We start from the raw sequence: 23,513 nt of genomic DNA on the forward strand, positions 1-23,513 counted from the left end.
TTCATCATGCCACCATCATTCAGTGTGAAGGAGGCAGCTACCGAAGAAAATCATCTATGCAAAAACAGTAGTAAAAATCTCAGCGTCAACTAGACAAGATAATTGTCGCTGAACTGGACAAGATAGTTGACGCGCTACAATATTCGAGACTATCCGGACTAATTGGGATCTCGTTTAGAGATCCAGGCGTAACTCAGGAACGAAACAGGGGTGCCGCATTGCATAGCTTGGTTTGCGAATATTTAGGGTATTCTCGCTATGAAGATTTGGGCCAATTCCCTGATATTAGAAATCAACTCTTAGAGATTAAACTTCAGACATCTCCTACGATTGATTTGGGTTGGGTGTTACCTAATAGTACCGAGGAGCTGAATGTACCCGCACTAAATGAATGTAACCCTAGACACTGCGATACTCGATACGCAATTTTTTACGCTAAAACAGAAGATGGTCTAGTGACTTTGACGCATTTAATTGTCACAACGGGTGAAGACTTTTTCACCCGTTTTCGTAAGTTCAATGGAAAAGGTATTAACGGCAAAATCCAAATACCGTTGCCGCGCAATTTCTTTGACTAAAAGCCGAATATCCGCCATACCTTGGCATCAAGATCTAGTTTTAGATCATCAACCTCTGATGATTGTGCGTGGTAAATATCTTTAGCTAATCTTACTAGATCTTGCGCAGCCTGACTCATAGGGTTAGGTAGCGGGAACTGTTCGACGTATTGTGTAATGAATCGTCTCCTGCCTGCATATAGTTTATTATTGAATCGGTGGTCATAGTATGCCTCTATGAAAGTAGAATTAGCTATGGCTAAGGTAAGCCAGAGTAAATCTGCATCCTTACCTGAATTTGCTTTAAGCCAATAACATTCACCGTTAACAACACCCCCCTCCAGATCCATCCAGAAAACTGGTTTTTCAGATATATCAAGGAATACAAGTTTAGGCTCAGACCAGGCAGCCGGGTCTTGTGGAACCCACAATTCATACCATGCGCGCCCTGCCTCAATTAAATATTTACGAGATTCTAATGATTTTCGATGGCCGTTTAAATAGCTTGATGCCATAGGGTATAAGCTTATATCAACTGCCCTGCGACCTTGTTCAAAAGATTCATGGGTGTAGAGGATTTGTTTAGAAACTTTAGGTTTTACTGCTCGGAATTGAGCTCCACATTTTCGAGTGATTAATGGACGTAGCAATTCTGGCTTCCCGTCTGGCAATGAATCCCAATCGCTACGAACAAATACTTTATCCGCAGTTGATTTTACCCCAACTCTAATTTTCCCTACGTCTCCGAATGTTCCCCATGTATTATCCTTTACGGTAGCTAGCCAGTTATCAACCTCCACCGTGGCCACACGCCACACATCATGTGAATTACCTCCATTGTCTAACAGGCCATGCCTTACACGAAACTTATGCCCGTCGGGCAATAGGGCAACTTTGTTGTTATCAATGGATAAGGCTGACAATGCATCTGGGGCCACAATATCTGCGGGATCATCAGTTTCATATATTGAAGAAAATGAAATGCTCGTTGTTGGATGTGTTGCGGCAGTAAAATCCGGCTGTCCCCTAGCCAAGAGAACCGCAGGAAGGACTGCTGCATCAAAAAGCTTAGTGTCACCTAAATCCCAAACATGCTCTATTCTGAAGTTAGCTAGTAACGCGTGGCGTACCGTTTGACCTGATTTTGTAGTAATGAATCGGTTTGACGTAATAATTCCAGTTACACCGTCCGCTGAGATTACTCTTGATATACCAAGCATAAAGGGGTAATAAAGATCTACTCTACCTGTAAGCCCAAAATCTTGAGCTAATTGCTGAGCTTGCTGGGCACCCATTATTTGGGTTCGAACATACGGAGGATTGGCTATAACCAAATCAAATTGTTCGCAAGTAGAATCGAAGGCTTGCACCAAGTCAATAAAGTCTTGGACTTTTAATTCAGCATTTACATCAGGATAGTTTAGCTTTAGGCGATCGTTCGCAATAGAAATGGCAAGCGGATCAGTATCGTATCCAAATACTTCTAATCGACTATGCTCTGCAACGGGAATTCGGTTGAGTAGTGCTAACAGTAATGCTCCGTCACCTACTGCTGGATCTAGAACCCGTATTACGCCTGTAGGCGGGACTTGGAACACTCGCATCATTTGTTCAGCTACAAAATCTGCGAAAATATCAGGGGTATAGGTTGCACCTGATGATTTCTTTACAGCAGATAAGCTATATCGGGGACTTATAGCTAAAGTCTCAGATATATCTAATTCAACGGTGTATTCAGTAAAGACAGCTTCAGTCATTATGTAAAGCATCTCCAGTTTCGATTGGAATTCCAAGCTTTTCGCATCGTTCGGCAATTAGCACCTCTAGTATATTCGCCAGACTCCTACGCTCAAGCTTAGCGACCTTTCGCAAGGCTGCTTTAAGATTTGAGGATATGCGCAAATTTAGCGTTTCTGATTTAATATCCGTTTGATTCATAATTTCACCAACATATATCAGCTCACTTACCATTACTTTAAAAAAGGATGTCGAATCATAAGAAGCATATTGTATAGCAAAATTAATCACTTGTAAAGTACATTTGCGTTACATTGTGCGCCTTTTTAATTTAGCTTTAAGCTGACATCCCTATTATTGAAAACTATCAGTCAAATACTTTAGATACTATGATTCGCCTTGCAACGGCTAGTATCACGTCATAAATTAGCACACCTTCCTTATCAGTAATGATTTGCTTAGTTGCCGTCCAAACTTTCTCGTTTTCTATGATATCCAGAAAATCATGTCCTCGGAGTGTTAACTTCATTGCCATGGCAAACCCATAAGGCTTAAGAGGGTCGCCCATGTTAGATTCATGGATATTAGCCTTAATTAAACCGGCATCACTTAGTTGATGAAAGTGATACATCATAATTTGATTATCGATACCCTCCGTGGCTGCGAAACCGCTAGCATCAAGTGGGCAGGATGTTTCTTTAAGTTTAAGCAATATTTTTCTAATCACGTCCCAATTTCGTTGCATATTTAAGCTTTCATGTTGTTAGTAGAATTAAGTATAGGTACCTGCAAAGAAGAAGCCCGCTAACTCTAAGAATTAGCGGGCTTGAATGTACTACTTGTACTTTGGTACTATATTCTGCTAGTGTATTTTAACGTACTAGCTTTTCAACACGATTTCCTAACGGCTTGGCATGTTGCTCGGCTTTTTTATTTAAGCGGTATTCTTATTTCTAATAATTTAAGCATCAATACGTACGCACTATGATTAAATAAAGAATAGATCCTTAATAATACCTATGCATTCATTTGTTAAAATCTTAGTTTTTATATTTATTCTATTATCCATGAGTTTTTTGAATAATGGACTTGTTTGGTTGTTGTGTATGTTTACTTGCATATTTGCTGCTAAATTACAATTTAAAGACTTTCTTCGTGTAGTAAAGCGTATGCGATGGTTGTTTATTTCAATATTTATTATCTATGCATTTGGAACACCAGGTGAATATATTCAGGGGTTTCCAATTAATTTTGCACCTACTATCGAGGGTTGTGTATTAGGTTTATTGCATATCGCAAAGTTGTTAATTGCACTTGCTACGCTCAGTTTACTTTTTTCAACTAGTTCTAAAGAGCAATTAATGACTGGTTTATACCTGTTACTTTTACCGTTGAAACGAATTGGATTTAATACAGAGCAATTTACCGCGAGATTGATACTTACACTGGATTATGTTGAAGATTTAGCGGTTAAAGAAAACTTTAAACTTAGTTTTAATCACTTAGCAAGTATGAATTTAGCCACAGAAAATTTACAGAACGACAAGATAATCATTTTGCAAGTATTCCCATTTAAATTGATTGATAAAGTTATTATTGCAATTTTAATTTTGAGTGTTTCGCTATTTGTTTACTTAAGGGTTTTCTTTTGAGAATTGCGCTTGGAGTAGCTTACGATGGCGCTAACTTTTGTGGCTGGCAAAGCCAACCATCTGCTTGTGGTGTACAGGATGCATTTGAGCTTGCGATTGCAAGCATTGCTCAGCATGGTGTAAGAGTTCATGCGGCAGGTAGAACCGATACAGGTGTGCATGCTCTTTGCCAGGTTGTTCATTTTGATACTGATAGCATGCGACCAATATCCGCCTGGGTGCGTGGTGTAAATGCGCATTTGCCAGCTACTGTTCGTGTTGAGTGGGCGCATGTGGTAGATGATACTTTTCATGCGCGCTTTTCAGCGTATGAGCGTAGTTATCAATACCTGCTTTATAACGCACCGGTAGCACCAGCATTAATGGCAACAAAAGCTGGCTGGTTTCATTTGCCACTTAATGGCGAGGCTATGTCTGAGGCCGCTAACTATTTAATCGGTGAGCATGATTTTAGTGCGTTTAGAGCCTCGGAATGTCAGGCAAAAACGGCGATTAGGTGCATGACTAAGGCTGAAGTTAAAATGACCGGTAAGTATTTTGTGTTTGAGTTTACTGCAAATGCATTTTTGCAACATCAGGTACGTAATATGATAGGCGCGCTAGTGTATATAGGTAAAGGTGCGCATCCACCTGAGTATATGAAAGAGCTATTGCAGAAGCGCGACAGGACGTTATCCCCGCCAACGTTTTCTCCGCATGGTCTATATTTGACTGGAGTTGGTTACGATGCTAAATGGGATTTACCCATCAGCCAGCTAACTAGTCAACTTGGCCCTCAAAGCGGCATCCATGTAATCATTTAGCGTTACAATAGCGGTTTTATCGATTAGCTTGAATCTGTGAAAGTCAACTTTGAGAGTTAGAGTCAAAATTTGTGGTATTACCCGTATTGAAGATGCTTTAAGTGCTGTTGAGCATGGCGCTGATGCGATTGGTTTGGTGTTTTATGACCAAAGCCCACGTAATGTGAGTATCAGTCAGGCAATGGAAATTGCGAATAATATCCCCGCATTTGTCAGTGTGGTGGGTCTGTTTGTAAATGCGGAAAGCAGTTTTATAAATGAAGTCATTTCAAAAGTTAAGCTAGACCTTTTACAGTTTCATGGCGATGAAACTCCTGAAGAGTGCGCAAGTTATACGCTACCTTTTATCAAGGCAATTCGCGTTAAGAACGATACAAATTTGGTACAATATGCCAATGACTTTTCAGTAGCAAGAGCGTTGTTGCTTGATGCTTATACTGAAGGTGTGGCTGGGGGTACCGGACATGTGTTTGATTGGAATTTAATTCCCAAACAGTTGACTAAACAAGTGATTCTTGCTGGTGGTTTAAATGCTGATAATGTTGCATTAGCGATTCAACAGGTAAACCCGTATGCTGTAGATGTCAGTGGCGGTGTAGAGGCTTCAAAGGGAATAAAAGATGCAGAGAAAATCGCTGCATTTATGCGTCAAGTTTATAAGTAATGATGTAACTTGTGTAAAACTGATTATGTATGTTGACAATAAATACCAGAAATATTTCGTGGAGAACTAGAAATGCAGCTTTATGATATGCCAGATGCACGTGGGCACTTTGGACAATTTGGTGGTACATTTGTTGCAGAAACTTTGGTAGAGGCATTAGAAGAGCTGCGTGTAATGTACGAAAAGTACAGGCATGACCCAGTGTTCTTAGCTGAATATGCTTATGATTTAAAGCACTTTGTTGGCCGTCCAAGTCCTATATATCATGCCAAGCGCTTGTCAGAAAAAGTTGGCGGAGCTCAGATTTATCTGAAACGTGAAGACTTGAATCATACTGGTGCCCATAAAATCAATAACACCATAGGCCAAGCGTTATTGGCAAAACGTATGGGTAAACCACGCGTGATTGCAGAAACTGGTGCTGGACAACATGGTGTCGCTACTGCGACTATTGCCGCACGTTTAGGACTGGAATGCGTAGTCTATATGGGCAGCGAAGATGTCAAGCGTCAAGCTCCGAATGTCTTTAGAATGAAATTGTTAGGTGCAACTGTTGTACCTGTTGAAAGTGGATCCAAAACGCTTAAAGATGCGCTTAATGAAGCGATGCGCGATTGGGTAACCAACGTCCACAATACCTTTTATATTATCGGCACAGTAGCAGGCCCGCACCCATACCCTATGATGGTGCGCGACTTTCAGGCGGTGATTGGTATTGAAGCCAAAGAGCAAATGATTGAGATGGTGGGTCGTCAGCCTGACGCAGTTGTTGCATGTGTTGGTGGTGGCTCAAATGCCATGGGTATTTTCTATCCCTATATTGATGTGCCCAATGTGCGTTTGATAGGCGTAGAGGCTGCAGGGCTAGGCATGGAAACAGGTAAACATGCTGCACCGTTAACAGCTAATAGTCCGGTAGGCGTATTGCATGGCAATCGCACCTATTTAATGCAAGATGCCGATGGCAACATTATTGAAACGCACTCAGTTTCAGCTGGTTTAGATTACCCGGGTGTGGGCCCTGAGCATGCTTGGCTTAAAGATATTAAACGTGCGGAGTATGTTGCGATTACTGACGATGAGGCGATGGCTGCTTTTCATAATTTATGCCGTACTGAAGGGATTATTCCTGCGCTGGAATCAAGCCATGCACTTGCTTATGCTGAAAAATTGGCTAAAACCATGAGCAAAGATCAAATCATTTTAGTGAATTTATCTGGCCGTGGTGATAAAGATATTAATACCGTAGCTAAACTTGCAAACATCACTCTCTAAACATAACTCTTAAAAAAATTATTCATGTCGCGCATTCAAACTGTTTTTACTACACTTAAACAACAGGGCAAAACAGCCTTGATCCCTTACATCACTGCAGGTGATCCGCATCCCAAGCACACCGTTAATTTGATGCACACTTTAGTCAAGCATGGTGCAGATATGATTGAGTTAGGTGTGCCTTTTTCGGATCCGATGGCAGATGGCCCTGTTATTCAACGTGCCAGCGAACGTGCGTTAGTACACAAGGTTGGCTTAACTGCCGTGCTTGATATGGTGAAAACTTTTCGTGAAACCAATCAAACCACACCGATTATACTGATGGGCTATGCTAATCCAATTGAGGCTATTGGTGCTGCGGTATTTGCCGATCGTGCAAAAGCTGCGGATGTAGATGGTGTTATTACAGTTGATTATCCACCAGAAGAATGCGGAAACTTTGTACAGCAACTTCGTTCTAGAGATATTGACCCGGTGTTTTTGTTGTCACCTACTACTGAACCTAAACGTGTCGAGTTGATCGTTAATCAAGCTAGCGGATTCGTCTATTATGTGTCACTTAAGGGCGTGACTGGTGCAGCTAATTTGGATATTGTTGAAGTCTCTGAGCGAGTAGCCTCAATTCGCAAGCAGACCAATTTGCCAGTAGGTGTCGGTTTTGGCATTCGAGATGCCGCTACTGCAAAAGCGACAGCCAAAATAGCGGATGCTGTAGTGGTGGGTAGTCGGATGGTGCAAACAATTGAAGCCTCAACTGAAGATAACTTATTGAGCAATGTGGCTACACTTATGGATGAATTGAAAGCCGCAGTTAATGCTGCAGGTGAATGAGACTACAAGCGTATTAAACTGCAAATAAATATAGCGATATAAACGCATAAAGATACACCAAAGGGGATAACAGCATGGGTTGGTTAAATCAATTACCGCAAAAAATTAAGCGTGTCGTAGGAGGGGATAAAAAAACCGTACCTGAAGGTCTTTGGAGCAAATGTCCTGCATGTCAAACGGTTTTATACAAAAAAGATCTGGAAGACAATTCGGAAGTTTGCCCTAAATGTGCTTATCATAACCGGATTGGCGCGCGTGCAAGGTTGGCGCAGCTGTTAGATGCTGAAGGTCAATTTGAAATTGGCGCACAAGTGCAGGCGGTAGATACACTTAAATTTAAAGATAGTAAAAGTTATGCTGATCGTATTAGGGAATCACAAAAAACGGTTGGTGAAAAAGACGCATTAATTGTAATTCAGGGCAGTATTAAAGCCGTTCCAGTCGTTGTCGCCGCTTTCGAATTCAAGTTCATGGGTGGTTCAATGGGCTCGGTAGTAGGGGAGCGATTTGTTCGCGGTGTACAAACAGCTATTGATAATAAAATGGCCTTCGTTTGTATTTCTGCCAGTGGTGGTGCGCGCATGCAAGAAGGCTTGTTTTCGCTCATGCAGATGGCCAAAACCAGTGCAGCACTTACGCAGCTAAGTAAGGCCGGTTTGCCATTCATATCTGTGCTCACTGATCCAACCATGGGCGGTGTATCAGCTAGCTTTGCGATGCTAGGTGATGTTATTGTGGCTGAACCACAGGCTTTGATTGGCTTTGCAGGCCCTCGTGTGATTGAACAAACTGTGCGGGAAACCTTACCAGATGGTTTTCAACGCGCAGAATTCCTATTGGAGCATGGTGCGGTAGATTTAATTATAGACCGTCGTGAAATGCGTAATCGATTGGCTGTGATTTTAGCTAATTTAATGCGCTTGCCAGTGCCGGTGCCAGTAACGGCTTAAGTTTTACGTTAACATAATGTTCATTATTCTAGCCGCTAATTTTTGAGTATTTATTTTTTAAAGTTCTACATAACACCTAGGGCCTTTTTCATGCCTATTGGTAATCCGCATGAGTGAAAGCACCGTTATTAAAAATACAGGTTTTAAAAATATAGGTACTAAAAACTTAGACGCATGGTTAAGTTATATTGAGCGTTTGCATCCCAAATCAATAGCGATGGGTTTGGACAGGGTAAAACTCATTATTGATAGGCTTAAACTACAGCCTAATTTCATTGTTATTACCGTTGCTGGCACCAATGGTAAAGGCTCTACCTGTGCAATGTTAGAGCAAATATATAAGAATGCCGGGTATGTGGTTGGCTGTTATACGTCACCACATTTGCTACGCTATAACGAGCGTGTTCGCGTGAATGGTGATGAAGTAAGCAATGACAGTCTTTGCGCAGCCTTTGAAGCAATAGATGCGGCCAGATTAAATGCAAATGGTGATTTAACCGCACTCACTTATTTTGAAGTTGGCACTTTGGCAGCAATCTGGCACTTTATGCAAACAGGTATTGATGTTGCTATTTTAGAAGTTGGCTTGGGCGGTAGATTAGATGCTGTTAATGCGTTTGAGCCTAGTTGTGCAATCGTCACGAGTGTCGATTTGGATCATCAGGAGTTCTTAGGCAATACGCGTGAAAGCATCGGTTTTGAAAAGGCAGGAGTTTACCGTACTTCAGTGCCAGCAATCTGTGGAGACGACAATCCGCCAGCTAGCTTAGTGGCTCACGCACATAAAATTCAGGCAGATTTTATGTGCATACATCAAGACTTTGATTTCATTTTGGATATTGAAGACCTGAGTGTTGAAGACTTGAGTATTAAAGACTTGAGTATTAAAAATAAGTGGCGTTATGTTTCAGGCACTCAGGCTGCTGGCACAGCTATTTATAACTTGCCACTTCCAGCATTGCAAGGTCGTTATCAGTTAAACAATGCTGCTTGTGCAATCGCAGCAGTTGAATCTCTGCAATCAAGTTTGCCAGTTGCTGAAGTATCTATAGCGAGTGCGATGCATCAAGTTAGCTTGGTAGGACGTTTTCAGACAATATCAAAATCACCATATGTGATTTTAGACGTGGCCCATAACCCTCATGCAGCACATGCACTGGCTGATAATTTAAAAGCTAGTAAATTACATCATGATAAAACGATTGCAGTTTTTGCGATGTTGGCAGATAAAGATGTCAAAGGCGTTGTAGAGGCGGTTAAAAATGAAATCGACATTTGGTATGTTGCAAGTATTGACCATTTGCGCGGGGCAGTAGCCACTGATCTTGCGGGCATTGTGACTGAAGTAAATCCGCATGCTGAGGTCAAGACCTTTGAAAATGCCGATAACGCCTTTCAACAAGCCTGTATAGATGCCGGCGAAAATGATAAAATAGTTGTCTTCGGTTCTTTTTTTACCGTTTCAAGCGTGATGCAAGCAATCAATGACCGCTCAAAAAATTAATCTGTAAGGAAACAGCAATGGTAGCCGAATCACCTAATAATCAAGAATTAGCGTTGAAAAAACGTGCACGCCGCCGTTTAGTAGGCGCTATTGCACTTGTACTTTTTATGGTGATTGTATTGCCGAAAATCTTGCAGGATCGCGCAGCATTAGCGCCGCAAGAATCCATTAAGATAACCATGCCAGATGAAAATATTGTTCAGCAGATTGAGTCTGTTGACAGAAATGCAACGCCTGTTGAATCTCAAGCCGAAGTGGTAGCTTTAGAGGAATCAATTAATATTGAAGGACCTGCTAGCTCTGAAACTGCGGATGAAATTCAAACAGAGAATAAAAAAGCCAACGATAAAAACTCAGCCACTTCAGCTTTGGTGGCTGAAGCTAAAGTAGCTGTTAAATCTCCTGATATTAAAAAAGATGAAAACAAGTCGAGTGAATCAAAGTCTTCTGAAGTAAAGGTGCCCTCGATCAAGAGTGAAAGTTTTTCGATACAAGTCGGTGTATTCTCTGATATGGCTAATGTAAAACAGCTTCAAGCGCGCTTAAAACAAGCAGGGCTTGATTCACGTACCGAAAATATTTCGACTCCAAAAGGAGAGAAAATTCGGCTAAAAGCAGGGCGTTTCAACTCGCGCCAAGAAGCGGCCTATGCTTTGACTAAACTTCAAGCCGCAGATTTATCGGGAATGGTGATTAGTAACAATTAATGGTTTTTTTGATGCGACTAATCGACTAGATAACACATGACAAGTTTTGATTATATAGTGCTGGCAATTATTGGTTTATCTATCATTCTGAGTGTGATGCGTGGCTTTTTTAGAGAAGCTTTATCGATTTTAGGGTGGATAGCAGCATTTGTTGTTGCCAAGACTTATGTGAATCAGATTTTGCCGATGATGCCAGTGAATATCCCAACCGAATCTTTGCGCATTTTAGCCGCATTTTTGGTGTTATTTTTAGCAACGTTATTAGTATCAAGCTTATTGGCAATAGCCCTTTCAGCTATTTTTAAGAAAATTGGCCTCGGTTGGTTAAATCGTTTACTAGGTGCTGTTTTTGGGCTGGCTCGCGGAATGTTGGTTGTTTGTATCTTAGTGTTTTTAGCGGGGCTGACTGATATGCCGAAAGATGCTCGTTGGCGAAATGCTATGTTTAGTGCGCCAATAGAGGCACTGGTAATTAGTATGTTGCCTTGGATGCCAATAAGCATTGCTAAGCATGTTAAATACGACTAAATTGTCACGTAGTTAATGAGCACTTGAAATTTGAATCGTTGTATCAAAGTCAGAACTTTAGAATCATAGAATTTTTAATAGCAGAATTAATCACTTAAGGCTTTATTCATGTGCGGAATCATAGGCATTGTAGGTAAAAATCCAGTTAACCAGTTGTTGTATGACGGTCTGCTAGTCTTGCAACATCGCGGCCAAGATGCTGCCGGCATCGTCACCACGGACGGTAATACGTTTTTTATGCATAAGAATAATGGTCTGGTAAAAGATGTGTTCCAAACACGTCATATGCGTAGCCTGATTGGAAATGTAGGCATTGCGCATGTACGTTATCCAACAGCAGGTTCTTCTAGTGCTGCAGAAGCACAACCGTTTTATGTGAATTCTCCATTTGGAATCGTGTTGGGTCACAACGGTAATTTGACCAATTCAGAACAATTAAAATCAGAAATGTTCCGTCAAGATTTACGCCATATCAATACTAATTCAGATTCTGAAGTCTTGCTGAATGTTTTGGCGCATGAGATTGAAAAAACATCACGTAATGCCGTGTTGAATACCGATATGGCATTTGATGCAGTAGCCGGCGTGCATAGGCGCTGTAAAGGTGCTTACGCAGTTGTGGCGATGATTGCTAATTTCGGATTGCTTGCGTTTCGTGATCCTAACGGCATACGTCCTTTAGTCATTGGCAAAGTTGAAACTGTCAAGGGAACTGAGTATATTGTGGCCTCTGAAAGCGTTGCGCTTGATGTGTTGGGCTTCCAAATGGTCCGTGATGTAGCGCCTGGGGAAGCTATATTTATTGATATGGATGGTAATTTTTTCTCACGTCAATGTGCTGACGATCCGAAATTAAATCCATGTATTTTTGAGTATGTCTATTTAGCTCGTCCTGACTCAGTGATTGATGGTGTATCGGTTTACCAAACCCGTTTAGATATGGGTAAAAGTCTGGCTGAAAAAATCAAACGAGAATGGGCGGATAAGAAAATTGACGTTGTGATTCCAATTCCAGATACCAGTCGACCTAGTGCACTTCAGGTAGGCATCGCTTTGGGTTTGGATTATCGTGAAGGGTTCATTAAAAATCGTTATATTGGCCGCACATTTATTATGCCAGGTCAAGCGCTACGAAAAAAATCAGTGCGCCAAAAACTCAACCCGATTGGCATAGAATTTAAGGGTAAAAATGTGCTTTTAGTGGATGACTCAATCGTGCGAGGCACAACATCGCAGCAAATTGTGCAAATGGCGCGTGATGCAGGTGCTAACAAGGTTTATTTTGCTTCAGCAGCCCCGCCAGTTCGCTTTCCAAATGTGTATGGCATTGATATGCCAAGTCGCGATGAGCTGCTTGCAACTGGCCGAACCGATGAGCAAATCTGCCAAGAGATTGGTGCAGATGCGCTGATTTATCAAGACTTGGATGCGCTGGTAGAAGATGTTAAATTGAGCAACCCACACATCAAAAACTTTGATTGCTCATGCTTCGATGGCAAGTATGTAACAGGCGACATCAATGAGGCTTATTTAACAAACATTGAGTCTGCACGTGGTGATGTCAATAAAAAGCAAAAGCCCTCTAACTCCAGCACGCAGATGGACCTTAATTTGATTGATAGCTTTGATCATGAGTCGGCTGAAGAAGCTACTGAAGTCAGCTGAGAATCTAACTTGATGCAAATGTATCTTGACGATTTTGTAGCATAAGTCTAAGATGAAATTGCGCTGATTTGAGTGACTTAACTTAAACAAGGTCTTACTCAGCTTGCGGGCGCATAATAAATACAGCTAAAGCGAGTTACAAAAGAACCCGTTTTAGCTTTGTTGCTTAAGCGGGTTTTTTAATGCCCAGATAAAATGAGATTGATATGAATAAATATTTAAACGAACAACAATATCACCCAGAAACCCTAAGTGTTCGAGCTGGAGCTGAAATGACCGAGTTTGGTGAAAACTCAGAAGCATTGTTTTTAAATTCCAGCTTTAGATTTAAAAATGCGGCACAAGCAGCCGCTCGCTTTGGTGGCACTGAGCCAGGTAATATTTACTCGCGTTTCACCAATCCAACGGTCACTATGTTTCAAAATAAACTGGCGGCGTTAGAGGGGGCGGAACAATGCGTAGCGACATCTTCTGGGATGTCAGCAATTTTAGCTTGTGTGATGGGTTTGTGTAGCGCTGGTGATCATGTTGTGGCGTCACGCAGTATTTTTGGTACAAGTGTGCAGCTGTTTAGCAATATTCTTGCGCGCTGGGGTTTGCAGGTAACATTTGTTTCACTGACTAATCTGGACGAATGGCAGGCTGCAGTGACGCCAAAAACCAAACTGTTTTTTGTAGAAACACCATCTAATCCATTAACGGAAGTATGTGATATTCGAGCATTGGCAGATATTGCACATCAAACAGGCGCGCATTTAGTGGTGGATAATTGTTTTTGTACCCCTGCGATTCAGAGGCCATTGGAGTTAGGTGCAGATATTATTATTCATTCTGCTACTAAATATATAGACGGGCAGGGTAGGTGTTTAGGTGGCGCTGTATTAGGTTCTAAATTGTTAATGGAGCCAGTTTACGGATTTCTTCGCACTGCAGGTGTCACGATGAGTGCATTTAATGCCTGGGTATTTCTGAAAGGTTTGGAGACCTTATTTATTCGCATGGAGGCTCACGCAAAAAATGCACTTGCCTTGGCTGCATGGTTGGAGGAGCAGCCACAGGTGGCACGTGTTCATTATCCTGGCTTAAAGTCGCATCCTCAGCATGCATTGGCTATGCAGCAGCAAAGCAGTGGTGGTGGTATTGTTAGTTTTGAGGTTAAACCTAAAGCGGGTCAATCTTTGCAGGAAGCAGCTTGGGCGTTAATAGATGCGACTAAGCTGATTTCAATTACTGCCAATTTAGGTGACGCAAAAAGTACCATTACGCACCCAGCCACGACGACGCATAGCCGTGTAACGGCAGAGGCTCGCGCAGCCGCAGGAATCACTGATGGTTTAGTCAGAATTGCGGTTGGTTTAGAACATGTTGACGACCTAAAAGCTGACTTAATTTCTTTGGCTTTATAACGTTAAACCTAAGCGCTAACATAACAAGCATAAGCATTGTTAATCAATGTTAGCGCTACTAATTTGCATGCTTTTCATGCTAAAATCACGCTACATAAAAACCATTAAAAGTCAGTCTGTACATGGATCAATTCGCTAAAGAAACCTTACCAATCAGCTTAGAAGATGAAATGCGACGGTCGTACCTTGATTACGCGATGAGCGTGATTGTAGGCCGTGCATTACCAGACGTGCGTGACGGTTTAAAACCAGTGCATCGGCGTGTTTTATTTGCAATGCACGAGCTTAGCAATGACTACAATAAACCTTACAAAAAGTCTGCACGTATCGTCGGTGATGTGATTGGTAAGTACCATCCGCATGGCGATACTGCTGTTTACGATACTATCGTTCGTATGGCGCAGGACTTTTCATTACGCTATATGCTGGTAGATGGACAAGGTAACTTCGGTTCTGTAGATGGCGATAACGCGGCGGCGATGCGTTATACGGAAATCCGTATGTCAAAGATCGCACATGAGTTATTAGCTGATATTGACAAAGAAACGGTTGATTTTGGTCCTAACTACGATGGTAGTGAGCATGAGCCGCTCATCATGCCGGCACGTATTCCTAACTTGCTGATTAATGGAAGCTCCGGTATTGCGGTGGGTATGGCAACCAACATCCCGCCACATAACTTGAATGAAGTTTTGGACGCCTGTTTTGCACTGCTTAAAGACCCTGAAATGGGTATCGAAGAGTTGATTGAACTGGTGCCAGCGCCAGACTTTCCAACCGCAGGTATTATTTACGGTACTGTAGGTGTAAAAGAGGGTTATCGCACCGGCCGAGGACGTGTAGTGATGCGTGGCCGTACACATGTAGAAGATTTAGAGCGTGGCGGTCGCCAAGCTTTGATTGTAGACGAACTGCCATACCAAGTGAACAAAAAGACCTTCGTCGAGAAGATCGCTGAATTAGTCAACGAGAAAAAAATAGAAGGTATTTCGGATTTACGCGATGAATCAGATAAATCTGGTATGCGTGTAGTAATTGAGCTGAAACGTGGCGAAATTGCTGAAGTTGTGCTGAATAATCTCTACAAACAAACGCAGTTGCAAGATACATTCGGTATGAATATGGTGGCCTTGTTAGATGGTCAACCGCGTTTGTTAAACCTTAAACAAATGTTAGAGGCGTTCTTACGCCACAGACGTGAAGTCATTACGCGTCGTACTGTATTTGAGTTGAAAAAAGCGCGGGCACGTGGCCATATATTAGAAGGTTTAGCAGTTGCGCTTGCGAATGTTGATGAGATGATCGCGCTGATTAAAGCGGCACCAACGCCACCAGAGGCTAAAATTGATTTGATGGCTAAGGTTTGGAAATCGCCAGTTGTTGAAGAGATGTTGAAACGTGCTGCTATGGAAGCTTCGCGTCCGGAAGGCTTGAGCGTAGATTTTGGACTAACACCAAACGGTTATAAATTAAGTGATGTGCAAGCCCAGGAAATTCTGCAAATGCGCTTGCAACGTTTAACCGGGCTAGAGCAAGATAAAGTGGTGAGTGAATATAAAGAGGTGATGGATATTATTGCCGATTTACTTAATATTTTAGCGACACCGGCACGCGTGACTGCGATTATTACCGACGAATTAACTGAGATTAGAAAACAATTTGGTGACAAACGTCGCAGTGAAATCATGGTAAATGCACAAGACTTGTCATTAGAGGATTTAATCACGCCGCAAGACGTGGTAGTCACACTTTCCCATACTGGTTACGTTAAATCTCAACCACTGGATGAGTATCGCGCACAGCGCCGTGGTGGCCGTGGTAAGCAAGCTGCACCGACTAAAGAAGACGATTTTATCGACAAGATGTTTGTCGCAAATACGCATGATTACATTCTATGCTTTAGTAGCCGCGGGCGTGTCTATTGGCTGAAGGTATACGAAGTGCCGCAAGGTAGCCGTATTGGTCGTGGCAAGCCGATTGTGAATCTATTCCCGCTTGAAGAGGGCGAGAAAATCAATGCGATTCTTTCAGTAAAAGAGTTTGACGAAGACCATTTCATCTTTATGGCAACCGCACTGGGTACAGTGAAGAAAACTGCGCTTACTGAATTCGCTAACCCGCGTAAATCAGGCATTATTGCGATTAATTTAGATGAGGGTGACTTCCTTATCGGGGCAGAAGTGACCCATGGGTCGAATGACATTATATTGGTTTCTAATGGTGGTAAAGCTGTCTGGTTTGATGAAGAAGACGTGCGTCAAATGGGTCGCGCAACACGTGGTGTCCGCGGTATGAAATTAGCGCCGAATCAGCAAGTGCTGTCATTGTTGATTGCTGATGATGATAAACAAACCGTACTGGTCGCAACTGAAAATGGTTACGGTAAACGCACACAGCTGGCTGATTTCCGTCATTCAGGCCGCGGCACACAAGGCGTGAAAGCGATTGCAGTGAGCGAGCGTAACGGCTTGGTAGTTGCCGCTAAACTGGTGAATGATGAAGACGAGATTATGCTCATTACTACCGGTGGTGTGCTCATTAGAACTCGTGTAAATGAGATTCGTGAGTTAGGCCGCGCAACGCAAGGCGTAACCCTCATTAACCTGGGTGAAGGTGAGAAGCTTTCAGGGCTAGAGAAAATCGTTGAAAGCGATGATTCTGAATCAGATACAGGCGATAAAGAAGAACAATAAAAGAAATATTCAATGACTCAAATTTTTAATTTTTCTGCAGGACCTGCAGTTTTACCCAAGTATGTATTAGAACGTGCGCAAGCTGAAATGTTAGATTGGCATGGCTCTGGCATGAGTGTGATGGAAATGTCACATCGAGGCAAAGAGTTCATGAGTATCTTAGCTAAGACAGAGGCTGATTTACGCACGTTGTTGAATATACCGGGTAACTACAAAGTGTTGTTTTTGCAAGGTGGTGCGATTGCTGAAAATGCGATGATTCCGCTTAATTTGTTAAATGGTAAAGTTGCCGATTATGCCGTGACAGGTGGCTGGAGTAAACGTAGCGTTGAAGATGCCAGCGCTTACGGAACAATCAATGTAGTTGCAAGTAGCGAAGCCGTTCAATATACACATGTCCCAGCATTTTCAAGCTGGAAGCTAGACAAAAACGCAGCTTATTTGCATATTTGTACTAATGAAACCATGAGTGGTGTTGAGTTTGTTGACCTCCCATCTACAAATGGCGTACCAATTGTTGCAGATATGTCATCACACATACTTTCTCGTCAAATTGATGTGAGCCAATACGGCGTGATTTATGGTGGCGCGCAAAAAAATATAGGACCAGCCGGCTTGTGTATCGTGATTGTGCGTGAAGATTTGCTTGGCAAGGCGTCGCCATTAACTCCAGCCGTGTTTAATTGGAAAACGCAGGCGGAAAATCAATCCATGATTAATACACCACCTACTTATAGCATTTATATAGCAGGACTGGTGTTCGAATGGCTGCTAGCAAAGGGTGGTGTAGCAGCAATTGAACAAGAAAATATAGCAAAAGCAAAACTTCTTTACGAATATATAGATTCCACTGATTTTTATGTGAATCATGTCGAAATTAAAAATCGCTCGCGCATGAACATTCCTTTTTTCTTGCGTGATGAATCGTTCAATGATGCCTTTCTGAAGGGGGCTGAGGTGCATGGACTCTTGCAGCTGAAAGGTCATCGTGCTGTGGGCGGAATGCGCGCCAGTATTTACAATGCCATGCCGATAGAAGGTGTACAAGCGCTCGTTGCCTATATGAAAGAATTTGAAAGCGCGCATTAAGAAGCATATTAAATATGTCAGAACAACTTAAACAACATCGTGATCAAATAGATGCCATTGACGAGCAAGTGCTTAAGCTTGTAAATGAGCGGGCAAAGCTTGCGCGACAAATTGGTACTCTTAAAGATGACGGGGTGATTTACCGCCCTGAGCGTGAGGCACAGGTGTTGCGTCGTTTGCAAGAACACAACCAGGGGCCGCTTTCTAATGAGGCTGTCAGCAATATATTCCGTGCTGTGATGTCTAACTGTCGTGCGCTTGAAAAAGAACTTTCTATTGCTTTTTTAGGACCGTTAGGTACTTATAGCGAAGAGGCTGCGCTTAAACAATTTGGTTTAGGTAGAAGTGCAGTGGTATGTGGTTCAATTGATGAAGTTTTTCGCACGTTAGAAGCAGGTCAAGCGGATTATGGTGTAGTACCAGTTGAAAATTCCACCGAAGGTGCAATTGGCTTAACGCTTGATTTATTGCTCTCTAGCACACTAAAAGTTTGCGGGGAAATTACACTGCCAATTCACCATTGTTTGTTATCCAAACAAACAGATATTTCGAAAATTTCGCATGTTTTTTCTCATACACAATCGTTGGCTCAATGTCATGAGTGGCTAAGCAAGACCTTACCAAAAGCAGGCCGTGAAGCTGTTACGAGTAATGCCCGTGCGGCACAGATGATTCATGATCTTGTTTCAACAGATGGAACGTTTGCTGCTGCCATTGCTAGTAAGCGTGCAGCAGAGTTGTTTAATTTAAATATTCTTGCTGAAAATATTGAGGATGATGCCAAAAATACGACACGTTTTTTAGTGTTAGGCACGCACGATGTTGCGGCTTCTGGCGCTGATAAAACATCGTTAGTCATGACTTCTAAAAATATACCAGGTGCTATGGTAGAGTTGTTAGAGCCACTTTCAAGACATGGCGTGAGCATGACTAAATTTGAATCTCGCCCGTCTAAACAAGGACTGTGGGATTACGTATTTTTTGTTGATATTGAAGGTCATCAAGCTGATGCAAAAGTAAAAGCAGCACTTGCAGAGTGTCAACAGCGCGCATCTTTTCTTAAAGTGTTGGGTTCTTACCCTGCCGCAGTAATTTAATTCATTTGTCTTTAATATTCACTCTTTAATATCCAGTCTTTAAGGTTTTTCTTGTATGAACGCAAGCCGTGATTTATCTAACGCAGTTTTGTCCGATTTGGCCCCCGATCACATTCGAGCTATAGCACCATACCAAGGTGGTAAGCCTATCTGTGAGCTTTCGCGTGAAATGGGCTTGCAGGTGGGGGATATTGTTAAGCTGGCCTCGAATGAAAATCCGTTAGGTATTAGTCCTAAGGCCGAATTTGCTATACAAGAAGCATTGCTTGATATTGCACGCTATCCAGATGGTAATAGTTTTGCACTTCGTGAAGCTGTGAGTAATAAATTCAAAGTTGCACACAATCAAATTGTGTTTGGCAATGGCTCGAATGACATTCTGGAGCTTGCTGCACGTGCTTTTTTAACAGCGGGTTGTGAAGCAATTTATTCACAACATGCATTTGCGGTGTATCCATTAGTGACACAAGCGACTGGTGCGACTGGCGTAGTTGTTCCTGCTAAGAATTATGGTCATGATTTACCTGCAATGCTTGCTGCGATTACCGATAAAACGCGCATGATATTTGTAGCGAATCCAAATAATCCCACTGGTACGCTACTTGGTAAAGATGAGCTATTTGAATTTTTAAAACAAGTTCCAAAACATGTGCTGGTTGTTTTAGATGAAGCTTATGATGAGTATTTGTCAGCAGCGAATAAATCTGAAGCGATTGGCTGGCTCAACGAGTTTGATAATTTAATTATTTCACGTACTTTTTCAAAGGCCTACGGTCTAGCTGGCTTGCGCGTGGGTTTTGGCTTGTGCCATGCTGATATTGCAGACTTAATGAATCGCGTGCGCCAGCCTTTTAACGTGAATAGTATCGCTCAGGCCGCCGCAGTGGCTTCACTTGCTGATGATGATTTTGTTGAACGCTCTTATGCGCTCAATCAAGCTGGCATGGTGCAATTGACACAAGGCTTTAACAAACTAAGGTTAGAATACATACCTTCATTTGCTAATTTTGTGAGTTTTGCCGTGAAAAGTGACACGCAAAATGCAGCTGAAGTGAATCAAAAGTTATTGCAAAAAGGTGTAATCGTTAGACCCATCGCTAATTACGAAATGCCAGACTACTTGCGTGTAAGTATTGGGTTATTCAGTGAAAATGCACGTTTTCTAGAAGTGCTAGAAGAAATTATAAATAAATAGAAATTTTAAAAAGTAATGAATAAATGAGTGAATATAAAAAGTTAGCCACAGATGATGTACGAATACGCGAAATTAAAAAACTAATTACACCGTTAGAGCTATTAGGTCGCCTGAAAGAAAGTGCCGATTCCACGCAAAATATTTTAGCGACACGTCAAGAAATTCATCACATATTACATCAAACCGATGACCGCTTATTGGTGGTTGTAGGGCCTTGCTCAATACACGATACCAAAGCTGGCTTGGAATATGCCCGCCGCTTGCTGGATGTTCGTAAAAATCTGTCTAAAGACTTATTGATAGTAATGCGTGTTTATTTTGAGAAGCCTCGTACTACAGTAGGATGGAAGGGTTTGATAAATGACCCGCATCTTAATGGTAGTTATAAAATCAATGAAGGTTTGGAAATCGCACGCAAGTTCTTGTTAGATGTGAATGAACTTGGCATGCCAGCCGGTGCAGAGTTTTTAGACATGATTACGCCGCAATATGTCGCTGACTTAGTTAGCTGGGGTGCAATTGGTGCCCGTACAACTGAATCTCAGGTACATCGCGAGCTCACTTCCGGTTTGTCTTGTCCAGTGGGATTCAAGAATGGAACGGATAGCGGCGTACGTGTTGCAATTGACGCGATTAAAACAGCTTCCAGCCCGCATCACTTTTTGTCAGTCACCAAAGAAGGGCAGTCGGCAATCTTTTCAACGACAGGTAATGAAGATTGTCATGTGATTTTACGTGGTGGAAAAATACCGAATTACGATGCTAAAAGTGTCAATGAAGCTTGCGAGAGTTTGTCTGCAGCCAGGCTACCACCCATTTTGATGATTGATTGCAGTCACGGCAACAGCAGTAAAAACTATTTGCGTCAAAAAGACGTGGCGCGTGATATAGCGGCACAACTATCTAGCGGCGACCAACGTATTGTCGGCGTGATGTTGGAATCGCATCTCAATGAAGGGCGTCAGGATCACGCTCCAGGTTGCGATCTTGAATACGGGAAATCTATTACTGATGCCTGTTTAGGATGGCAAGACACGGTTGAAATGTTGGATATTCTAGCCGCCTCTGTCCGCGCACGTCGCCAGAAGCACCTTAATGACGAAATCTAATATGTGTCGGCATCATGAATTTACTTAGTGTTTAATCATTAACTTTGCGGTGTTGTGAAGTGTAAATAGAGCGCATTATTCGTATCACGTTGTAGCGATAATGAAATAAGCAGCAACGATATTACTTAACTACTAAAAAGGAAATTTATCATGTGGACAACTCCAGCAGCTACAGAAATGCGTTTTGGCTTTGAAGTAACAATGTACGTAATGAACAAATAATTAGCCTTTCAGCTAATTACAAAAAGGCTGCCGTAAGACAGCCTTTTTTTATACAAAAAAGAACTGATTTTGAATTGCAAAGCCATGTTTCTTTTATAGAATAAATCTTTTTTAGAATTGAAGAGTTTATGCATATACATGTTTTAGGCGCAGGCGCAGGCGGCGGATTCCCACAATGGAATTGCAATTGTTTTAATTGCGATGGATTGCGTAAGGGTACTATTAAAGCGACTAAACGCACACAGTCATCCATTTGTGTCAGCAGTGATGGTATTAACTGGGTGTTGTTCAACGCTTCCCCAGATGTGTTACAACAAATTCAGGATTTCCCTGCATTACAGCCAGGTCGCACGATACGTGACACAGGCATTCAAGCCATCGTGTTAATAGACGCGCAAATCGACCATACCACAGGTTTATACATGCTACGTGAAGGCACTGTTAAGCGTGAAATCTATTGTACTGATATGGTGTATGGTGATTTAACTTCAGGTAATCAAGCACTTAATATATTGGGTCATTACTGCGGCATTAATCATCACCAAGTGCCGATTGATGGTAAAACAAGCTTCACCATACCAAATGTACCAAATCTTAAATTTACTTCAGTGTCGCTCAAAAGCGCTGCGCCACCATACTCACCGCATCGTAACAACCCACAGGCTGGTGACACCATAGGCGTGCTGATTGAAGAAATCAGCACAGGTAAAAAATGTTGGTATTCACCTGGCTTGGCCGAAATTGAGCCACACTTACCTGAATTAATGAATCAAGCTGATTGCATTATGGTGGATGGTACATTTTGGACTGATACTGAAATGCTGGATTTGGGTCTAATGACTAAAACTGCGCGCAGTATTGGCCATAATCCACAGTCTGGCAAGGGTGGCATGATAGAGGATTTAGATAAATTTGGTGATGTAAGAAAAGTGTTGATTCATATCAATAACACTAATCCTATTTTACGTGAAGATTCTGCCGAGCGTGCAATTTTGAACGAACACAAAATTGAAGTCGCCTATGACGGTATGGATATTATTTTATAAGGGATTCAAAAAATGGCAAATGAAAAATTAGCACCATGGAGCAGAGACGAGTTTGAAGCCAAGTTGCGTGAAAAAGGTAAGGGTTACCATATTTACCATCCAATCCATGTGTTGATGTACGAAGGTAAATTGACGCAAGCACAAATGCAATCATGGGTGGCTAATCGTTACTATTATCAAATTGCTATTCCTATGAAAGATGCAGCAATTCTTTCTAATTGCCCTGATCGTGAAATCCGTCGTGGCTGGATTCAACGCATTTTTGACCACGACGGTAGTGGAAATATAGCAGAAGGCGGCGAGGGAGGCATTGAAGCATGGATCCATCTGGGTGCTGCAGTTGGGCTTAGCCGTGAGGATATTATGTCGTTGAAACTCATTGCTCCAGGCACCAGATTTGCGGTAGATGCTTATATCAATTTCGCAAAGCAACGCCCATGGCAAGAGTCTGTGTGTTCAAGCTTAACTGAACTATTCGCACCGCATATCCACCAACAACGTATCGACTCATGGCCTGATATGTATCCTTGGATTAATAAAGAAGGCATGCAGTATTTCAAGAACCGTTTAACTCAAGCCCGCCGTGACGTTGAGCAGGGCTTAGCCGTAACTTTGGATTACTTTAGCCAAAGTCGTGAGATGCAAGAGCGCGCCTTAGAGATTCTGCAATTCAAGCTGGATGTACTATGGGTAATGGCTGATGCGATTATGTTGCAAAGCGCGGACATAAAAGTGGAAGGGCGTGATTATCTCCGTCAACCAGTGATGAATGTGAGCTAAGAA

General features: G+C 42.1%; 23 protein-coding genes. 20 read left to right on the top strand and 3 right to left on the bottom strand.

The window, feature by feature from the left end:
• Positions 1 to 218: 218 nt before the first annotated feature.
• Positions 219 to 578, top strand: coding sequence for a hypothetical protein (locus Q8J82_RS09580; RefSeq protein ID WP_305328190.1), 360 nt, complete (start codon positions 219 to 221; stop codon positions 576 to 578).
• Here the strand turns inward: Q8J82_RS09580 and Q8J82_RS09585 are convergent.
• The 3 genes from Q8J82_RS09585 to Q8J82_RS09595 all read right to left on the bottom strand — a co-directional run bounded on the left by Q8J82_RS09585 (position 575) and on the right by Q8J82_RS09595 (position 3,039).
• Entirely contained in the window at positions 575 to 2,314 is a 1,740-nt protein-coding gene (locus tag Q8J82_RS09585) for an Eco57I restriction-modification methylase domain-containing protein (protein ID WP_305328191.1), read from the bottom strand. The genes Q8J82_RS09580 and Q8J82_RS09585 overlap by 4 nt on opposite strands.
• Positions 2,307 to 2,495 carry a hypothetical protein gene (locus Q8J82_RS09590; protein WP_305328192.1) on the bottom strand — a complete coding sequence of 63 codons (189 nt, stop codon included), beginning with the start codon at positions 2,493 to 2,495 and terminating at the stop codon, positions 2,307 to 2,309. Before Q8J82_RS09590 ends, Q8J82_RS09585 begins: the two co-directional genes overlap by 8 nt.
• Before the next feature lie 166 nt (positions 2,496 to 2,661).
• The gene (locus Q8J82_RS09595) at positions 2,662 to 3,039 is read right to left on the bottom strand and encodes a DUF2513 domain-containing protein (RefSeq protein WP_305328193.1); all 378 of its coding nucleotides are present in this window, start codon (positions 3,037 to 3,039) and stop codon (positions 2,662 to 2,664) included.
• 274 nt (positions 3,040 to 3,313) lie between these two features.
• On the opposite strand from Q8J82_RS09595, the gene Q8J82_RS09600 reads away from it, so the two are divergent.
• The 19 genes from Q8J82_RS09600 (at position 3,314) to pqqC (ending at position 23,510) form a co-directional block, all read left to right on the top strand.
• Positions 3,314 to 3,946: a CbiQ family ECF transporter T component gene (locus tag Q8J82_RS09600; protein ID WP_305252454.1), complete on the top strand. Its 633-nt coding sequence runs from the start codon at positions 3,314 to 3,316 to the stop codon at positions 3,944 to 3,946.
• On the top strand, positions 3,943 to 4,749 hold the full coding sequence (gene truA, locus Q8J82_RS09605) for a tRNA pseudouridine(38-40) synthase TruA (RefSeq protein ID WP_305328194.1): 807 nt from the start codon (positions 3,943 to 3,945) through the stop codon (positions 4,747 to 4,749). The genes Q8J82_RS09600 and truA overlap by 4 nt, the downstream gene beginning before the upstream one ends.
• Before the next feature lie 49 nt (positions 4,750 to 4,798).
• On the top strand, positions 4,799 to 5,413 hold the full coding sequence (locus Q8J82_RS09610) for a phosphoribosylanthranilate isomerase (protein ID WP_305328195.1): 615 nt from the start codon (positions 4,799 to 4,801) through the stop codon (positions 5,411 to 5,413).
• 72 nt (positions 5,414 to 5,485) lie between these two features.
• Complete coding sequence (trpB, locus tag Q8J82_RS09615) at positions 5,486 to 6,688, top strand: tryptophan synthase subunit beta (RefSeq protein ID WP_304909243.1); 1,203 nt, start codon at positions 5,486 to 5,488, stop codon at positions 6,686 to 6,688.
• 24 nt (positions 6,689 to 6,712) lie between these two features.
• Positions 6,713 to 7,519 carry a tryptophan synthase subunit alpha gene (trpA, locus tag Q8J82_RS09620; RefSeq protein ID WP_304890927.1) on the top strand — a complete coding sequence of 269 codons (807 nt, stop codon included), beginning with the start codon at positions 6,713 to 6,715 and terminating at the stop codon, positions 7,517 to 7,519.
• A gap of 74 nt (positions 7,520 to 7,593) precedes the next feature.
• On the top strand, positions 7,594 to 8,469 hold the full coding sequence (gene accD / locus Q8J82_RS09625; RefSeq protein ID WP_304890928.1) for an acetyl-CoA carboxylase, carboxyltransferase subunit beta: 876 nt from the start codon (positions 7,594 to 7,596) through the stop codon (positions 8,467 to 8,469).
• Between the two features lie 109 nt (positions 8,470 to 8,578).
• Positions 8,579 to 9,973 carry a bifunctional tetrahydrofolate synthase/dihydrofolate synthase gene (folC, locus tag Q8J82_RS09630; protein ID WP_304909242.1) on the top strand — a complete coding sequence of 465 codons (1,395 nt, stop codon included), beginning with the start codon at positions 8,579 to 8,581 and terminating at the stop codon, positions 9,971 to 9,973.
• A gap of 17 nt (positions 9,974 to 9,990) precedes the next feature.
• Positions 9,991 to 10,680, top strand: coding sequence for an SPOR domain-containing protein (locus Q8J82_RS09635; RefSeq protein WP_304891922.1), 690 nt, complete (start codon positions 9,991 to 9,993; stop codon positions 10,678 to 10,680).
• Between the two features lie 36 nt (positions 10,681 to 10,716).
• Complete coding sequence (locus Q8J82_RS09640; RefSeq protein ID WP_304909241.1) at positions 10,717 to 11,208, top strand: CvpA family protein; 492 nt, start codon at positions 10,717 to 10,719, stop codon at positions 11,206 to 11,208.
• 108 nt (positions 11,209 to 11,316) lie between these two features.
• Positions 11,317 to 12,873 (top strand): amidophosphoribosyltransferase, encoded by a 1,557-nt coding sequence (purF, locus tag Q8J82_RS09645; protein WP_305252446.1) that lies wholly within the window; start codon positions 11,317 to 11,319, stop codon positions 12,871 to 12,873.
• A gap of 206 nt (positions 12,874 to 13,079) precedes the next feature.
• Positions 13,080 to 14,279 carry an O-succinylhomoserine sulfhydrylase gene (locus Q8J82_RS09650; protein WP_305252444.1) on the top strand — a complete coding sequence of 400 codons (1,200 nt, stop codon included), beginning with the start codon at positions 13,080 to 13,082 and terminating at the stop codon, positions 14,277 to 14,279.
• Between the two features lie 122 nt (positions 14,280 to 14,401).
• Positions 14,402 to 16,972: a DNA gyrase subunit A gene (gyrA, locus tag Q8J82_RS09655; RefSeq protein WP_304891947.1), complete on the top strand. Its 2,571-nt coding sequence runs from the start codon at positions 14,402 to 14,404 to the stop codon at positions 16,970 to 16,972.
• Positions 16,973 to 16,984: 12 nt separating this feature from the next.
• Complete coding sequence (gene serC, locus Q8J82_RS09660; protein ID WP_305328196.1) at positions 16,985 to 18,061, top strand: 3-phosphoserine/phosphohydroxythreonine transaminase; 1,077 nt, start codon at positions 16,985 to 16,987, stop codon at positions 18,059 to 18,061.
• 14 nt (positions 18,062 to 18,075) lie between these two features.
• Positions 18,076 to 19,158 (top strand): prephenate dehydratase, encoded by a 1,083-nt coding sequence (gene pheA / locus Q8J82_RS09665; RefSeq protein ID WP_304909236.1) that lies wholly within the window; start codon positions 18,076 to 18,078, stop codon positions 19,156 to 19,158.
• A gap of 55 nt (positions 19,159 to 19,213) precedes the next feature.
• Positions 19,214 to 20,353, top strand: a complete 1,140-nt coding sequence (gene hisC / locus Q8J82_RS09670) for a histidinol-phosphate transaminase (protein WP_304909235.1) — start codon at positions 19,214 to 19,216, stop codon at positions 20,351 to 20,353.
• A 23-nt stretch (positions 20,354 to 20,376) separates the two neighbouring features.
• Positions 20,377 to 21,462 (top strand): 3-deoxy-7-phosphoheptulonate synthase, encoded by a 1,086-nt coding sequence (locus Q8J82_RS09675; protein ID WP_304909234.1) that lies wholly within the window; start codon positions 20,377 to 20,379, stop codon positions 21,460 to 21,462.
• A gap of 150 nt (positions 21,463 to 21,612) precedes the next feature.
• On the top strand, positions 21,613 to 21,684 hold the full coding sequence (gene pqqA, locus Q8J82_RS09680; RefSeq protein ID WP_012777389.1) for a pyrroloquinoline quinone precursor peptide PqqA: 72 nt from the start codon (positions 21,613 to 21,615) through the stop codon (positions 21,682 to 21,684).
• A 128-nt stretch (positions 21,685 to 21,812) separates the two neighbouring features.
• Positions 21,813 to 22,730 (top strand): pyrroloquinoline quinone biosynthesis protein PqqB, encoded by a 918-nt coding sequence (pqqB, locus tag Q8J82_RS09685; protein WP_304891952.1) that lies wholly within the window; start codon positions 21,813 to 21,815, stop codon positions 22,728 to 22,730.
• A gap of 12 nt (positions 22,731 to 22,742) precedes the next feature.
• Positions 22,743 to 23,510 carry a pyrroloquinoline-quinone synthase PqqC gene (gene pqqC / locus Q8J82_RS09690; protein WP_305328197.1) on the top strand — a complete coding sequence of 256 codons (768 nt, stop codon included), beginning with the start codon at positions 22,743 to 22,745 and terminating at the stop codon, positions 23,508 to 23,510.
• The last annotated feature ends 3 nt before the right edge of the window (positions 23,511 to 23,513 follow it).

Source organism: Methylotenera sp., from assembly GCF_030684185.1.
In the GTDB taxonomy this organism is placed as follows: Bacteria; Pseudomonadota; Gammaproteobacteria; order Burkholderiales; family Methylophilaceae; genus Methylotenera.

Coding starts and splice junctions, on each gene's coding strand:
- Q8J82_RS09585 (WP_305328191.1), bottom strand. CDS start 2,314: ATGACTGAAGCTGTCTTTACTGAATACACCGTTGAATTAGATATATCT.
- Q8J82_RS09590 (WP_305328192.1), bottom strand. CDS start 2,495: ATGAATCAAACGGATATTAAATCAGAAACGCTAAATTTGCGCATATCC.
- Q8J82_RS09595 (WP_305328193.1), bottom strand. CDS start 3,039: ATGCAACGAAATTGGGACGTGATTAGAAAAATATTGCTTAAACTTAAA.
- Q8J82_RS09600 (WP_305252454.1), top strand. CDS start 3,314: ATGCATTCATTTGTTAAAATCTTAGTTTTTATATTTATTCTATTATCC.
- trpB (WP_304909243.1), top strand. CDS start 5,486: ATGCAGCTTTATGATATGCCAGATGCACGTGGGCACTTTGGACAATTT.
- trpA (WP_304890927.1), top strand. CDS start 6,713: ATGTCGCGCATTCAAACTGTTTTTACTACACTTAAACAACAGGGCAAA.
- accD (WP_304890928.1), top strand. CDS start 7,594: ATGGGTTGGTTAAATCAATTACCGCAAAAAATTAAGCGTGTCGTAGGA.
- folC (WP_304909242.1), top strand. CDS start 8,579: ATGAGTGAAAGCACCGTTATTAAAAATACAGGTTTTAAAAATATAGGT.
- Q8J82_RS09635 (WP_304891922.1), top strand. CDS start 9,991: ATGGTAGCCGAATCACCTAATAATCAAGAATTAGCGTTGAAAAAACGT.
- Q8J82_RS09640 (WP_304909241.1), top strand. CDS start 10,717: ATGACAAGTTTTGATTATATAGTGCTGGCAATTATTGGTTTATCTATC.
- purF (WP_305252446.1), top strand. CDS start 11,317: ATGTGCGGAATCATAGGCATTGTAGGTAAAAATCCAGTTAACCAGTTG.
- Q8J82_RS09650 (WP_305252444.1), top strand. CDS start 13,080: ATGAATAAATATTTAAACGAACAACAATATCACCCAGAAACCCTAAGT.
- gyrA (WP_304891947.1), top strand. CDS start 14,402: ATGGATCAATTCGCTAAAGAAACCTTACCAATCAGCTTAGAAGATGAA.
- serC (WP_305328196.1), top strand. CDS start 16,985: ATGACTCAAATTTTTAATTTTTCTGCAGGACCTGCAGTTTTACCCAAG.
- pheA (WP_304909236.1), top strand. CDS start 18,076: ATGTCAGAACAACTTAAACAACATCGTGATCAAATAGATGCCATTGAC.
- hisC (WP_304909235.1), top strand. CDS start 19,214: ATGAACGCAAGCCGTGATTTATCTAACGCAGTTTTGTCCGATTTGGCC.
- Q8J82_RS09675 (WP_304909234.1), top strand. CDS start 20,377: ATGAGTGAATATAAAAAGTTAGCCACAGATGATGTACGAATACGCGAA.
- pqqB (WP_304891952.1), top strand. CDS start 21,813: ATGCATATACATGTTTTAGGCGCAGGCGCAGGCGGCGGATTCCCACAA.
- pqqC (WP_305328197.1), top strand. CDS start 22,743: ATGGCAAATGAAAAATTAGCACCATGGAGCAGAGACGAGTTTGAAGCC.